The organism is Micromonospora sp. NPDC048040 (assembly GCF_055587185.1).
Genome location: NZ_JBVJGT010000019.1, coordinates 69,891 through 83,945 on the forward strand (window position 1 = coordinate 69,891; position 14,055 = coordinate 83,945).

General features: G+C 73.1%; 9 protein-coding genes and 1 pseudogene. 7 read left to right on the forward strand and 3 right to left on the reverse strand.

Annotated features, from left to right (window positions below):
* Positions 1 to 51: 51 nt before the first annotated feature.
* Positions 52 to 2,388, reverse strand: a complete 2,337-nt coding sequence (locus tag ACZ6O2_RS19675) for a hypothetical protein (protein ID WP_466023820.1) — start codon at positions 2,386 to 2,388, stop codon at positions 52 to 54.
* Between the two features lie 207 nt (positions 2,389 to 2,595).
* Here ACZ6O2_RS19675 and ACZ6O2_RS19680 point away from each other — a divergent pair, with 207 nt between their 5' ends.
* The 5 genes and pseudogenes from ACZ6O2_RS19680 to ACZ6O2_RS19700 all read left to right on the forward strand — a co-directional run bounded on the left by ACZ6O2_RS19680 (position 2,596) and on the right by ACZ6O2_RS19700 (position 7,612).
* Positions 2,596 to 3,327 (forward strand): FadR/GntR family transcriptional regulator, encoded by a 732-nt coding sequence (locus ACZ6O2_RS19680; protein ID WP_466023821.1) that lies wholly within the window; start codon positions 2,596 to 2,598, stop codon positions 3,325 to 3,327.
* A gap of 149 nt (positions 3,328 to 3,476) precedes the next feature.
* A pseudogene (locus ACZ6O2_RS19685) lies at positions 3,477 to 4,367 on the forward strand (NAD(P)-dependent oxidoreductase); the annotation flags it as partial.
* Positions 4,368 to 4,384: 17 nt separating this feature from the next.
* The gene (locus ACZ6O2_RS19690; protein WP_466023822.1) at positions 4,385 to 5,707 is read left to right on the forward strand and encodes an MFS transporter; all 1,323 of its coding nucleotides are present in this window, start codon (positions 4,385 to 4,387) and stop codon (positions 5,705 to 5,707) included.
* Positions 5,708 to 5,726: 19 nt separating this feature from the next.
* The gene (locus ACZ6O2_RS19695; protein ID WP_466023823.1) at positions 5,727 to 6,620 is read left to right on the forward strand and encodes a transketolase; all 894 of its coding nucleotides are present in this window, start codon (positions 5,727 to 5,729) and stop codon (positions 6,618 to 6,620) included.
* Entirely contained in the window at positions 6,617 to 7,612 is a 996-nt protein-coding gene (locus ACZ6O2_RS19700) for a transketolase family protein (protein WP_466023824.1), read from the forward strand. The genes ACZ6O2_RS19695 and ACZ6O2_RS19700 overlap by 4 nt, the downstream gene beginning before the upstream one ends.
* 155 nt (positions 7,613 to 7,767) lie before the next feature.
* Here ACZ6O2_RS19700 and ACZ6O2_RS19705 read toward each other — a convergent pair whose 3' ends face one another.
* Positions 7,768 to 9,393, reverse strand: coding sequence for an ABC transporter permease (locus ACZ6O2_RS19705; RefSeq protein ID WP_466023825.1), 1,626 nt, complete (start codon positions 9,391 to 9,393; stop codon positions 7,768 to 7,770).
* Positions 9,390 to 10,331 carry an ABC transporter ATP-binding protein gene (locus tag ACZ6O2_RS19710; protein ID WP_350707319.1) on the reverse strand — a complete coding sequence of 314 codons (942 nt, stop codon included), beginning with the start codon at positions 10,329 to 10,331 and terminating at the stop codon, positions 9,390 to 9,392. Before ACZ6O2_RS19710 ends, ACZ6O2_RS19705 begins: the two co-directional genes overlap by 4 nt.
* A 108-nt stretch (positions 10,332 to 10,439) precedes the next feature.
* On the opposite strand from ACZ6O2_RS19710, the gene ACZ6O2_RS19715 reads away from it, so the two are divergent.
* Together ACZ6O2_RS19715 and ACZ6O2_RS19720 are read left to right on the forward strand one after the other, a co-directional pair.
* Complete coding sequence (locus ACZ6O2_RS19715; protein WP_466023826.1) at positions 10,440 to 11,168, forward strand: TetR family transcriptional regulator; 729 nt, start codon at positions 10,440 to 10,442, stop codon at positions 11,166 to 11,168.
* A 162-nt stretch (positions 11,169 to 11,330) separates the two neighbouring features.
* On the forward strand, positions 11,331 to 14,036 hold the full coding sequence (locus tag ACZ6O2_RS19720; RefSeq protein WP_466023827.1) for a COR domain-containing protein: 2,706 nt from the start codon (positions 11,331 to 11,333) through the stop codon (positions 14,034 to 14,036).
* Positions 14,037 to 14,055 lie beyond the last annotated feature (19 nt).

Genomic DNA, 14,055 nt, shown 5'->3' on the forward strand with positions numbered 1-14,055 from the left:
ACGATCCTAGGGGCAGGTCAGCAGGTGGTGGGAACCCCCGTTCACCGCGGGTCAGCGGGCGGGCGGCGGGCTCCCGGGCAGCGGCAACTCCTCGGCGTAGCGGTCGACCAGGTCCCAGACGCGGGGGTCGGTCCAGTAGCCGGAGTGGCGGCCGAGGACGGGTGGCTGCTGGCCGTGCACGTACCAGGCGGTCGGTGGGTCGGTGAGCATCTGGTCGACCTCGTTCGCCGGATCGTCCGGGAAGATCGGGCCGCCGATGAAGTCGGTCTCGTAGTAGAAGTTCCGCCACCGCCACACCGTGGGCCGGTCCGCGCCCAGCGCGCCGTCGGCGAAGTAGGCGGGGAAGCCCCACGCGTACAGCTTGGTCAGCGGGCTGCCGAAGGTGACCAGCGCGACGTGGCCGGCGGGCCGGCCCTCGCGCTGCGGCCGGCTCTTCTCCTGCAGGAGCGCGGCGACCGCCATGACGGTGCCCTGGCTGTGCGCGGCCAGCACCACCGCGCCGCCGTGGTCGTGGACGCGCCACAGCCGGCGCTGCAGGTCCGGCACCGCGCGCTCGGTGTACGACGGCGGGGCGAGCGGATGGTAGGCGCGGGGCCAGAAGGTGCCGATGTCCCACAGCACGCCGAGGTGGCGGCGGTCCGCCAGCCCGCGCCAGCCCCGCAGCATCAGGGTCAGCACCGCCACCGGCGCCCCGGCGGCGAGCCAGGTCGACACGGTGAGCGCGCCGCGCGGCGCCCACGGCAGCGAGTGGTGGACCCCGGCGGTGACCAGCACGTACCCGCAGACGGCGAGGGCGGCGACGGTCAGGAGGCTGAACAGCAGGTCGACGTCCCGGGCCAGCACGGCCAGCTGCCGGCCCCGGGCGATCCGGGCCGTCCAGCCGCCGGGCCACGCTCGGGTGTGGCGCGCCGGCTCGTTCAGGGCGGACGCGTCCCAGGCGCTCGGCGGATCCGGTGTCGACAGTGCGGCGTACTCGTCGTGGATGCGCCGGCGGCGGTCGGGGCCGGCCGCCCGCCACAGCACCACCGCCTGCACCAGCGCGAAGCCCACCACGATCGCGATCGGCAGCAGCGTCAGGTAGGGCGTGAGGGCGTAGACCATGTCGTAGACGTAGAGCCGGTCGGGGCGGCCGTCGCCGGTGCCGGGGTTGGAGACCGTGCCGAGCAGGTCGGCGACGCGGATCATCGTGCCGATCCCGACCGCGTTGAGCACCACCGCCGCCAGCACGGTCAGCGCGAACGGGCCGGCGTAGCGGAACGCGCCGCGCCGGTGCCCGTTGACGGCGGCCGACGCGAGCACGGCCGCCGTCGCGCCGAGGCAGAGGGCGTACGTCCAGTCCACCGCCGTCTGCATGCCCGGCAGCGGCGCCCACCGGTCGGCCCCGGGCGGGGCGACCGCCGGCTGTGCCAGCGCGACGACCACCGCCCCGGTCACCGCCAGCAGGCCGAGTCCGGTGACGGAGAGCGCCGCCGCCCGCCCGATCCGGGCCGGCGTCAGCAGGAGCACCGCGCCCAGGCCGGCCGCCGCCGCGAGCCAGGTCACCAGGGTCGCCAATCCGTCGTACGCCGGCGCCACACCCGCCGCCAGGGGGATCGACCGGGCGGTGTACGCGGTGATCCAGCCGACGAAGCCGCAGGCCGCGCCCAGGTGCAGCAGCGCGAGCCGGGCGACGCTGCCGCCGCCGTTCCAGAAGTCGGGGTCGGTCAGGCCCACCCCGGGCCGGGCGGGCGTCACGTCGCTCATCGCCCGCGGCGACTCACCCCGTTGCGGCGGCGGCACCTGCTCGTAGCGGGACAGCGACCGGCCGCTGAGGGCCAGCAGTCCGATCGCGACCAGCAACGGCACCAGGGCGCCGACGAGGACCCGGCGCGCCGGATGGTCGACGAATGGGTCCGTGTGCAGCCACCGCAGCCACCACCGGTCGGCGCAGGCGACGCGGACGCCGCACTGGTAGGCGACGACGTCCATCGTGGTCATCGCGACGAGCAGCAGCAGGTTGACCGTCAGGCCCAGCGCCGCCCAGCGGACCACGGCGCGGTGCACCCGGAACCGGAGCGCGCCGCGCCACGCCGTCGGCGTGCACATCCAGCCCGCGACGTTGACCAGCGTGAACGGCAGCAGCAGCAACCACAGCGCGCGGGTGGCGCTGCGCGAGGTCAGCCCACCCCAGGAGTACGCCTCGACGTGGCGCCCCTTGACGTCGGCAGTGCGGAAGAAGCCGGCCACCCCGTCGCCGGAGACGAGCTGCGGTGCCACGTCGGCGAGCAGGTTCTCCGGTGTCGTGCCCCCGACCCCGTGCAGCCGCAGTTCCGTCACGCCGTCGAGCGCGACGGCCGGTGGCACCAGACCCGAGGGCCGCTCCACCGGACGGGCATCGTGCTTCTGCACCGGCATCTCGAACCGACCCCAACGGCAACTACCCCAAGTCACGGACAGACTACTCTATGCGTTCGACCCACCCTCGGCCGGTGGCGCCGCCGGGGTGCGCCCGCCCCACCCCCGACCCAGAAAGGTTGGACCAATTTGTTGACGCGCACGTAACGCCGACATAACCTCGGGGCATTGGTACGACCAATCTCACACGGAGGTGGGCGGATGGGCACCGACCTGGCACTGCTGGTGCAGAGCCTCGCCGAGCGGGCGAACCCCGAGCCGCAGACCGGCCGCCTCCGGCTGCCCACCGAGCGCGAACTGGTCGCGTCGCTGGACGTCAGCCGGGGCGCGCTGCGGGAGCAACTGTCGATGCTGGAGATCCTCGGTTTCCTCGACCGTACGCAGGGCCGGGGTTCCTACCTCGACGTGCCCGACGCCAGCTTCATCCAGCTCTACTTCGACCTCTGCCGGCAGCTCGGTCACCTGAGCAACGACCAGTTCACCTCCGCACGGGAGATGCTGGAGGTGTCGGTCGCGGAGGCCGCCGCCCGGATGGCCACGGCCGACGACGTCGACGCCCTGCGGGGCCTGGTCGACGAGATGGTCCAGGCCAGCGCAGCCGGTGAGGACGACCGCGCCCTGGAGGCGGACCTGGAGTTCCACCGCCGGCTCTACCGGATCGTCGACAACCCGATCTTCACGCTGCTGCACGACGGCCTGAGCCACGCGCTGCGCAGCGAGGTGGTCGAGCGCCGCCGGCGCGCCGTCGAGCGGGAGCCCCTCCAGGCGGGCAAGACCCGGGTGATCGACACCGTGCACTACGGGATCGTGGAGGCGATCGGCGAGCGCGACGGCGAGGGCGCCCGGATCGCGATGCGCCGGCACTTCACGGTCTGGTCCTCGCTCACCGCCTCCCCTGCCGCCGGTGCGCCGGACGGGAAGCCCGGCCGGTAGGCCCGGCCGGGAAGCCCCGCTGGTAGGCCCGCCACCTGCCGCCCACAGAACTGCACACCCACGCGTGACGCGGCGATCCTGGCCGCGCACCGGGTGGCTGCTACCCGAAAACAGCCTGACCGCACAGGGCGCCCACCCGGCGCCGAACCGGAGGGACAGCGATGAGCAACCCCAGCGTCGTCTTCGTCGGCATCGGCGCCATCGGGCTGCCGATGGCGAGCCGACTGGTCGCCGCCGGCCACCCCGTGACCGGCGTGGACCCGGTGCCAGCCGCCCGGGAACGGGCCGCCACCGCCGGGCTGACGGCCGTCGACCGGTTCGCCGCCGCGCCCCGGGCGGACTTCGTGGTGGTCATGGTCGCCACCCCCGCCCAGCTCGCGGACCTGGTCACCGAGGCGGTCGCCACGGACCTGACCGGGCAGCGGTGGATCGTGATGAGCACCGTGGGCCCGGACGCCGTACGCCAGGAGGCCGCCCGGCTCTCGGCGGCCGGCGCGCGGGTCGTCGACGTGCCCGTGACCGGCGGGGTGGCGCGGGCCCGCACCGGCGAGCTGACCCTGTTCGCCTCCGGCGACGCGGCCGACGTCGACGCCGCCCGGGTCGTGCTCGACCGGTTCGGCACCGTCCGGCCGGTCGGCGCGGCGGTCGGCGACGGCCAGGCGATCAAGGTGGTCAACCAGCACCTCTGCGCGGTGCACATCGTGGCGGCGGCCGAGGCGCTCGCCCTGGCCGGGCGGCTCGGGCTCGACCGGGAGCAGGTGCTGTCCCTGGTCGAGCAGGGCGCGGCCGGCTCCTGGATGCTCTCCGACCGCGGGCCCCGGATGCTGCTGGGCACCGACGTCGAGGTCACCAGCACGATCAACATCTTCGTCAAGGACAGCGGCCTCGTGGCCGCCGCCGCCCGTGCCGCCGATGCGGACACCCCGCTGCTGGACATCGCCCGGGCGCGCTACCAACAGGCCGCCGACGCCGGCCTGGCGACGCGCGACGACTCGCGCGTCATCGAGACATACCCGTCCCCCACCGACCCCCATCGGTAACAGCAAGGAGCAGGACAATGAGTGCTGCCACCGGCGTGGCCACACGCCCGGACAACCCCGGCAAGGTTTCCTTCGCCTCGATGATCGGCACGGCCGTCGAGAGCTACGACTTCTTCATCTACGGCACCGCCTCGGCGGCGTACTTCGGCACGGTCTTCTTCCACACCGAGGAGAAACTCGTCGGCGTGCTCGCGTCGTTCGCGACGCTGGCCATCGGCTTCCTCTTCCGCCCGCTCGGCGGCTACCTCGCCGGGCACTACGGTGACCGGCTGGGCCGCAAGACCATCCTGATGTGGTCGCTGGTTGTCATGGGCGTGGCGACCGTCCTGGTCGGCGTGCTGCCGACGTACGCCCAGGCGGGCGTGGTCGCGCCGATCCTGCTGATCCTGCTGCGGATCGTCCAGGGCATCGGCTTCGGCGCCGAGTGGGGCGGCGCGGTCCTGATGGCCGTCGAGCACGCCCCCGCCCGGCGCCGCGGCTTCTTCGGCGCGGTGCCGCAGATCGGCATCCCCGCCGGGCTGCTGCTGGCCAACGGCGCCTTCCTGCTCAGCGAGGCGCTGTTCGAGGGCAGCTGGGTGTGGCGCGCGCCGTTCCTGTTCTCCATCGTGATGGTCGCCGTCGGCCTGTTCATCCGGATGCGGGTCGCCGAGTCCCCCGACTTCACCGAGATGAAGGCGAACAACGAGATCCGCAAGGCCCCGGCGCTGGAGGTGATCCGGCGGGACTGGCGGGTCATCCTCAAGATCATCACGCTGCGCCTGGCGGAGACCGGCGGCTACTACGTCACCACCAGCTTCATGCTCTCGTACGTGGTGCTGGCCGAGCTGACCGACAAGCAGAACGTGCTGATCGGCACCATGGTCGGCTCCGCCCTCGGCCTCGGCAGCCACCTGCTCTTCGGCGCGCTCTCCGACCGCGTCGGCCGCAAGCCGGTCTTCCTGATCGGATCCGTCTTCACCATCGCCTTCGGCATCCCGATGTTCCTGCTGATCAACACCGGGGCGGTCATCATGGTGATCGTCGCGGTGGCCCTGGGGCTGCTGCTGAGCCACGACCCGATCTTCGCCGTCGAGTCGTCCTGGTTCTCCGAGCAGTTCCCCCGCGACGTCCGGTCCTCGGGCATCTCGCTGGGCTACAACGGGGCCTCCCTGGTCGCCGGGCTGCTGCCCTTCGGGGCGACCGCCCTCTACGGCTGGATCGGCTGGATCGGGCCGGCGGTGCTGTTCGTCCTGCTCGGCGTCGTCTCGACGGCCGCCGCCGCCTTCACGCCCGAAACCGCCCCGGCCAAGGTCGGCGACCCTCAGGCCACACCGGCCAAGTCCCAGCCAGCCCTCGTCTGAGACAAAGGACGTGAACGACGTGACCACCATCAGCGAACCGCGATCCGACGACCGGCTCGCCCTGCCGGCGCGGGCCGCGCGGGTGCGCGACGCGGCATACCGGATGCGCCACCACATCCTCGACATGGGCGAGGCACAGGGGCAGGGCTACGTCGGGCAGGCGCTCGGCGCCGCCGACCTGCTGGCCACCGTCTACGTCGACCAACTGCGGCACCGGCCCGACGACGTGCACTGGCCGGACCGGGACCGGTTCCTGCTCTCCACCGGCCACTACGCCATCGCGCTCTACGCCGCCCTCGCCGAGGCGGGCGTCGTCCCGGTCGAGGAGCTGCAGACGTACGGCTCGGACGGCTCGCGCCTGCCGATGTCCGGCATGGCCTCGTACACCCCGGGCATGGAGATCTCCGGCGGCTCGCTGGGGCACGGGCTGACCGTCGCCGTGGGCATGGCGCTCGGCCTGCGCCACCAGGGCCGGGCGGCCCGGGTCGTCAACTTCCTCTCCGACGGCGAGCTGAACGAGGGCTCGACGTGGGAGGCCGCCATGGGCGCGGCGCACCACCGGCTGGGCCGCCTGAGCGCGCTGGTCGACATGAACGCCCTCCAGGCCGACGGCAGGACGGAGTCCGTGCTCCAGATCGAGCCGGCCGAGCAGAAGTGGGCGGCGTCGGGCTGGTTCACGCAGCGGGTCGACGGCAACGACGTCGAGGCGCTGCTGGCGGCCTTCGACGCGGTCGCCGCGCAGGCCGAGCCGCACGGACGCCCCTCGGTGATCCTCTGCGACACCCGGATCGGGCGCGGCGTGCCGCTGCTGGAGACCCGCGAGAAGGCCCACTTCATGCGGATCGACGCGGACGAGTGGGAACTGTGCCGCCAGCAGTTGACGGCAGGACACCAGGCAGGAGAGGCACGATGACCAGCGCGACGGCACCGAAGCGACTCACCACGTCGGCGATGATCGCGTCCTTCGCCGACCCCGGGCAGAAGACCGCGGACGCGCCCTTCGGCCACGCCCTGGCCGCCCTCGCCGAGCAGGACCAGCGGGTCGTCGGGCTGACCGCCGACCTGGGCAAGTACACCGACATGCACATCTTCGCCAAGGCCCACCCGGAGCGGTTCTTCCAGATGGGCATGGCCGAGCAGCTGCTGCTGGGGGCGGCGGCGGGCATGGCCGAAGTCGGCCTGGTGCCGTTCGCCTCGACGTACGCGGTGTTCGCCGCGCGGCGGGCGTACGACTTCCTCTGCCTGGACATCGCCGAGCCGAACCTCAACGTCAACATCGTCGGGGGCCTGCCCGGCCTCACCACCGGGTACGGCCCCAGCCACCAGGCGACCGAGGACATCGCGATCTTCCGGGGCATGCCGAACCTGACCATCGTCGACCCGTGCGACTCGGTCGACATCGCGCAGGCGGTGCCCCAGCTCGCCGCGAGCGACGGGCCGACCTACCTGCGCCTGCTGCGCGGCAAGGTGCCGACGGTCCTCGACGAGTACGACTACACGTTCCGGCTCGGCAAGGCGGCCGTGCTGCGCGGCGGGGCCGACGTCGTGCTCGTCTCCAGCGGCCTGATGACGATGCGGGCGTTGCAGGCCGCGGAGCGGCTGGCCCGGCACCGGGTCGACGTGGCGGTCGTCCACACGCCGACGATCAAGCCGTTCGACAGCGAGACCGTCCTGGCCGAGGTCGACACCGACCGGCTGGTGCTCACGCTGGAGAACCACACGGTGGTCGGCGGGCTCTTCGAGACGGTCGCCTCGGCCGTGGTCCGGACCGGGCTCGGCAAGCGCGTCGTGCCGGTCGCGCTGCCGGACGAGTTCCTGGCCGCCGGTGCCCTGCCGACGCTGCACGACAGGTACGGCCTGGCCACCGACGCCGTGGTCGAGAAGGTCCTCGCCGAGCTGGGCTGACCGTCCGCCGGCCCGCCGACCGCGGGGCGTCCGGAGGTGCCCCCGCCCGCCCGAACCGGGGAACACCTCCGGACGCCCCGCTCCCTTCGAGGGCGCCTGGCGCCCTTCCTCCCAGGGGTCAGCCGTCCACGGCGGCCGGCGTCGCGTGGCCGAGGTCAGCTCGGGACGTCGCGGCGGCGGAAGCCGGCCACGCCGGCCGCCAGCAGCACCACCGCCACCCCCGTCAGCACGACCAGCGGCAGCGCCGCCAGGTCGACCGCCGGCACCGACGGCACGTGCGTGTACGGGGACAGGTTCAGCGCCGCCTGCGGCAGGTCGAGCACCGCGCCGAGCTGCCCGAGCAGCAGGAACCCCATCAGCGCCGCCCAGGACAGCGCCACCGACCAGCGGGGCAGCAGCCCGAACAGCGCCGTCACCACCCCGGCCACCACCAGCAGCGCCGGCAGCCGCACCAGCGCCGCCGCGCCCAGCTCGGCGGTCTGCCCGAGCGGGTCGCCGGTGACCAGGCCGTAGCCGAGCCCGGTGGTGAGGCCGCCCAGCAGCACCAGGGCGAGCGCACCGAGCGTGGCGGCGACCACCTGGGTGGTCAGCCAGCGGGTGCGGCTGACGGCCGTGGCCAGGACCGCCTCCAGCGGGCCGCCGGCCTCGTCGTTGCGCGTGCGCAGCAGCGCCTGCACGACGTACGCCCCGATGGTCAGCGCGAACAGCCCCAGCATCGCCGCCAGGTACGCGTCGATCAGCTTCGCGCCACCGCCCATCGCGCTGATCGCCTCGGCGGCGGCCGGGTTCTCCTCGATCATGGCGTTGAACTCGTCCCCGGCGATGCCCATCGACAACCCGAGCACCGCCACCCCGATCGCCCAGCCGAGCAGCGCGCCGCGCTGCAACCGCCAGGCCAGCCCGGCGGGGCTGAGCAGCCGGGGCGTGGCCGTCGCCGGCCCCCGTCGGGGCGCGACGAGCCCCGCGCCGACGTCCCGCCGCTCGGCGAGGGCGTAGGCGAGCGCCACGCCGGCGACCAGCAGCGCGACGGGCAGCGCGAGCACCCACCACCGTTCGCCGGCGAACGCGCGGACCTGGTTGCCCCAGCCGAGCGGGGAGAGCCAGGACGGCCAGGCGCTGACCACGCGCAGGCCGCCGTCGGTCTGCTCGCCGAGCACGTCGCCGGCCGCGCGGAGCAGGAAGGCGACCCCGACGGTCGCGGCGGCGAGCGCGTTGGCGCCCCGGGAGGTGACCGACACCTGGGCGGTGACCACGGCGATACCGGTGAACGACACCCCGACGCCGCCGACGGCGGCCGCCGCCGCGACGGACCCGGTGAGCGGCAGGCCGGCGCCGGCCAGGGCGACGGCGAGCAGGACCGCGGCCAGCACGTTCGCCGCGACGACGACCAGCAGGGCGGCGGTGAGCAGCGCGTACCGGCCGACGACGGAGGCGCCCAGCAGCTCCGCCCGGCCGGTCTCCTCGTTCTGCCGGGTGTGCCGGACCACCGCGAAGGTGCTCAGCAGCGCGGCGAGCAGGGCCAGCGTCACGTACGTCTCGGCGACCACCACCGCGCCGAGTTCGGTGCCGGCGATGGGGCCGTTGAACGCGCGGGCAACCAGGCTGGACGCCGACGTGGTGGCGTATCCGACCCGGGACGCCTCGTCCGGGTAGAACTCCTTGACGCTGCCGGCGAGGGCGTAGCCGAGCAGGGGCGTGCCGAGCACCCAGACGGCGAGCCGGACCCGGTCGCGGCGCAGCACGAGCCGGGCGAGCCGCCCGGTGCCGGTGAACGCGCTCATCGGGCGCCCGCCTGCCGCTCGGTGCCGGCCCGGTGACCGTTGGCGGCGACGGCCGCGCGCTCGTCGCCGTAGTGGCGCAGGAACAGCTCCTCGAGGGTGGGCGGGGCGCTGGTCAGGGCGCGGACGCCGAAGCGGACGAGGTGCCCGAGCAGCTCGTCGAGGTGGGCGGGCTCGATCTCCAGGTGGATCCGGCCGTCGACCTCGCGCACCTCGTGGACGCCCGGCAGGGCCGCCAGGCCGGTCGCCGGCCGCGCCGTCTCGACCGTGACCGCCGTACGCGTGAGGTGGCGCAGCTCGGCGAGGGTGCCGGACTCGACGGCCCGGCCCTCGCGGATGATGCTGACCCGGTCGCAGAGCGCCTCGACCTCGGCCAGCACGTGGCTGGAGAGCAGCACGGTGGCGCCGTCGCGCTTGAGCTGGCGGACCTCGTCCTGGAACACGGCCTCCATCAGCGGGTCCAGCCCGGAGGTCGGCTCGTCGAGCACGTAGAGCTCGACGTCGGACGCGAAGGCCGCGACGATGGCCACCTTCTGCCGGTTGCCCTTGGAGTAGGTGCGGCACTTGCGCGTCGGGTCGAGGTCGAAGCGCTCCAGCAGGGCGTCGCGGCGGCGCCGGTCGAGCCCGCCGCGCAGCTTGCCGAACAGGTCGATCGCCTCGCCGCCGGAGAGGTTCGGCCACAGGTTCACGTCGCCCGGCACGTACGCCAGCCGGCGGTGCAGGGCGACCGCCTCCCGCCACGGGTCGGCGTCGAACACCCGCGCGTCGCCCGCGTCACGGCGCAGCAGGCCGAGCAGGATCCGGATGGTGGTGGACTTGCCGGAGCCGTTGGGGCCGAGGAAACCGTGCACCTCCCCCGCCTCGACCCGCAGGTCCAGTCCGTCGAGCGCCCGGACACTGCCGAACGTCTTGACGAGGTTGTCGATGGAGATGACGGGCATGACCCCTCCTGCCACTGGCGGTGCCGACCGTCCCCACTGTACTGACCGACGGTCAGTCGAATCAACGGTGGTGTCACCCACCGGTCAGACGCGGCTAGGCTTGCCGGCATGACCGTCGAGGCACCCGACGACACGCGCACCCGGATCCTGCGCGCCGCGCTCGACCTGTTCGCCGAACACGGCTACCAGCGCACCTCGCTGCGCCAGATCGGCGAGCGGCTGCGGCTGACCAAGGCCGCGATCCTCTACCACTTCCCCACCAAGGAGCACCTGCTCACGGCCCTGGTCGAGCCGCTGGTGGCCGACCTGGAGGCGCTGCTGGACACGGCCGAGGCGGGGCCGGCCGAGCGGGCGCGCCGGACGGTCCTGGAGGGCTGGGTGGACACCATGCTGACCCACCGCCGCCCGCTCGGCATGCTCTTCCACGACATCGCCCTGATCACGCGCGGCGACACGTACCACCGCCTGATGCGGATCGCGATGCGCGCCAACAACCTCATCGCCGGGCCCGACGCCGGGCGGCGGGAGCGGGTCCGGGCGGTGCAGGCGGTCGCCATGTGCAGCGACCCGGTCGTCTTCTTCAGCGACGTGCCCGACGAGGTGCTGCGCGCGGACATGCTCGACGGCGTACACCGCCTGCTGGACGGCGCGCCGCCGGGCGACGACGGCGCGCCCCGGCGGCGCCGGCCGGGCCGGCCCCGGACGCTGAGCCACGAGCAGGTCGACCACGCCCGGCAGATGCACGCCGCGGGCACCCACTCCGCGGACGACATCGCCGCCGCGCTGGGCGTGTCCCGGGCGACCGTCTACCGGAATCTCGGCTTGTCTCAGGCGTGATATTGAGACGAGATATGAGACGGTTATGCGACAGATCCGGTCCTTCCTGCGTCGTCGTCCACGGCGGGGGCCGGCCAGGAGCGGCACGGGAAGCGGACGACGGGCTCGTTGACACGGCGTCCATAGTGGTGGGAGATCCTGAGCCGCGAGGATGGGCGACAATTGGACACCGTAGCGAACCTCAGCCGCACCGGGCTCTCCACGCTTCCCCCCGACCTGCTCGCAAGGGCGGATCTCGAAGTTCTGGTCCTTTACCACAACGAGATCGCCGAACTCCCGGCCGAGGTCGGGAAGCTGCACCGGCTGGAGAGGCTGGACCTCGCGGGCAACAGCCTGACCACGCTGCCGGCGGAGATCGGCGAGCTGAAGCGGCTCCGGGAGCTCGACCTGGGCGGCAACCTGCTCACCGCGCTGCCGCCGCAGATCGGTGAACTGCCCGAGCTGCACCTGCTCGACCTGCGGGACAACCAGCTCACCACGCTGCCGACGTCGCTCGCGCCGCTGCTGGTCAGAGGTCAACTGACCATCCGGCTGGACGGCAATCCCCTCGACGAGGCCGTCGCCCGGACCCTGGGCCGGGGCAGCCGGGCGCTCGGCGCCTACCTGCAGAGCCTGGCGGACGGCGTCCCCCAGTTCGAGGCCAAGGTGCTGCTGGTCGGAGAGGGCAACGTCGGCAAGACCTCGCTCGTGGCGGCGCTCAACAACGAACAGTTCGTCAAGGGACGCCCCACCACCCACGGCATCGAGATCCGGGAACTGCGCCTGCCCCACCCCGGGCAGGACGAGATGCTGACCCTGCGCACCTGGGACTTCGGGGGCCAGGAGATCTACCGGGTCACCCACCAGTTCTTCTTCAGCCGGCGAGCCGTGTACCTGCTGGTCTGGCACCCCCGCGAGGGGCAGGAGCAGGGCGAGGTGGAGGGCTGGTTGCGCCGCGTCCGGCTCCGGGTCGGCGCGGACGCCACGGTCGTGGTCGTCGCCACCCACGGCGACGAGCGCCGACCGGAGCTGGACTATCCCCGGCTGCGGGACGCCTTTCCCGGCATGCTGGCCGGGCAGTACACGGTCGACAGCGAGACGGACAACGGCATACCGGCGCTCCGGCGCGCCATCGCCGCGGAAGCGGCCCGGCTGCCGCAGATGGGACAGCTCATCAGCAGCCGGTGGGCCGACGCCCGGGACGCGGTCCTGACCCGGGCCGCCGCCGAACCACAGATCCCGTTCGACGACTTCGCCGCCATCTGCCGCCGGCACGGGGTCCGGGACGGCGAGATCCACCACCTCGCGGAACTGCTGCACGACCTGGGGCAGGTCATCTTCTACGGCGACGACGACGGCCTGCGGGACATCGTGATCCTCAACCCCGAGTGGCTCACGAAGGCGATCAGCCATGTGCTGGAGGACCAGGCGGTCCGCCACGGCGACGGCATCCTCGACCACCGGGAACTGCGGCGGATCTGGCGCCGCCATGACGACGACCTCTCCTACGACCGGACGCACCACCCGTTCTTCCTCCGCCTGATGGAGAAGTTCGACGTCTCCTATCGGCTCGACGACGGCGAGCGCAGCCTGATCGCCCAACTCGTCCCGTTCGAGCGGCCCGTCCTGCCCTGGAACGCGGCCACCCCCGTCGCGGACCACCTCCGCGTGCTGCGACTGACCTGCGAGCTCGACGAGAGCGCGCCGCCCGGCCTGGTCGCCTGGATCACCGTACGGCACCACGACGCGTCGACGGGACGTCATTGGCGACGTGGCGTCTTCCTCCGGCATCCGATCGACACCTACCAGTCCGAGGCCCTGGTGGAGATGCACACCGACCAGACGTTGACGATCGAGGTGCGGGCGCCGTCGCCCGACCTGTTCTTCAACGTGCTCCGGGACAGCCTGGAGCGGCTGCTGACGACCCGTTGGCCGGGGCTGACCTTCAAGCTGTTCGTACCCTGCCCCACCCGCGACGCCGACGGAGCCGGGTGCGCCGGCCGGTTCCCCCTCGACGGGCTGATCAGGTTCCGGGAACGCTCGGCCTCGCCCGCGCCGCTCCAGGGGTCCACCACCGCCGTCGGAGGGCGGCCGGAGCGCGACCCGATGCACCGGCTCAGCCTGCCCTGCCTGACCTGTCAACACGATCACGACGTCACCGGCCTGTTGACCGGTTTCGTCCCACCGACGCTCCTGGGCGACGAGCTGAACCGCCTGGAACGACGGCTCGGCACGTTGACCCGGGAGGTCGGCCAGATCGGCGACCACATGGCCGAGACGGCCTCCTTCGCCGCCGACTCCGCGCACCACCTCCGCCGGCTGGTCACGGCCGTCGGCACCGAGGTCACCGACTGCCCCCGGCTGTTCACCGTCACGGCGCTCCGGCCGACCGGGTGGCGGTGGCTCCGGTTCACCCGGCGCCCCATCCGGATCACGCTCTGGTGTGAGCATCCCGGTCAGTGGCACACCTGGGACGGCGCGAGCTACCAACTCGACCAGCCTCGCCAGTGGCTGCGCGCCTCCGCGCCGTACCTGAACCTGATGTTCAAGACGCTGCGTCTCGTGCACCCGGTGGCGACCTCGATGGCTGCCTTCGTCACCCCCGACCTGAGCCACGTCCAGCGCGAACTCAACCTCATGAAGGCGCTGATCGACACGCTGCCGACCGCCGTCGTCGACGACGCCGCACCGGTGGGGACGGACGCCCGGCACACGCTGTCGCCGGCGGAGGGCGCCGCACTGCGGTCGTTCAAGGTGCTGCTCTCGCAGCTCGACCCCGCACAGAACTTCGGCGGTCTGAGCCGGGTGTTCACGCCGGCCGGAGAGTTCCTGTGGGTGTGCCCGCGGCACCGGCACCTGCACGACCCGGGACTGCCCGTGCTCCCCTGACGGCGTCGGCAGAGGCCGG

Coding starts and splice junctions, on each gene's coding strand:
- ACZ6O2_RS19690 (WP_466023822.1), top strand. CDS start 4,385: ATGAGTGCTGCCACCGGCGTGGCCACACGCCCGGACAACCCCGGCAAG.
- ACZ6O2_RS19680 (WP_466023821.1), top strand. CDS start 2,596: ATGGGCACCGACCTGGCACTGCTGGTGCAGAGCCTCGCCGAGCGGGCG.
- ACZ6O2_RS19705 (WP_466023825.1), bottom strand. CDS start 9,393: ATGAGCGCGTTCACCGGCACCGGGCGGCTCGCCCGGCTCGTGCTGCGC.
- ACZ6O2_RS19710 (WP_350707319.1), bottom strand. CDS start 10,331: ATGCCCGTCATCTCCATCGACAACCTCGTCAAGACGTTCGGCAGTGTC.
- ACZ6O2_RS19700 (WP_466023824.1), top strand. CDS start 6,617: ATGACCAGCGCGACGGCACCGAAGCGACTCACCACGTCGGCGATGATC.
- ACZ6O2_RS19715 (WP_466023826.1), top strand. CDS start 10,440: ATGACCGTCGAGGCACCCGACGACACGCGCACCCGGATCCTGCGCGCC.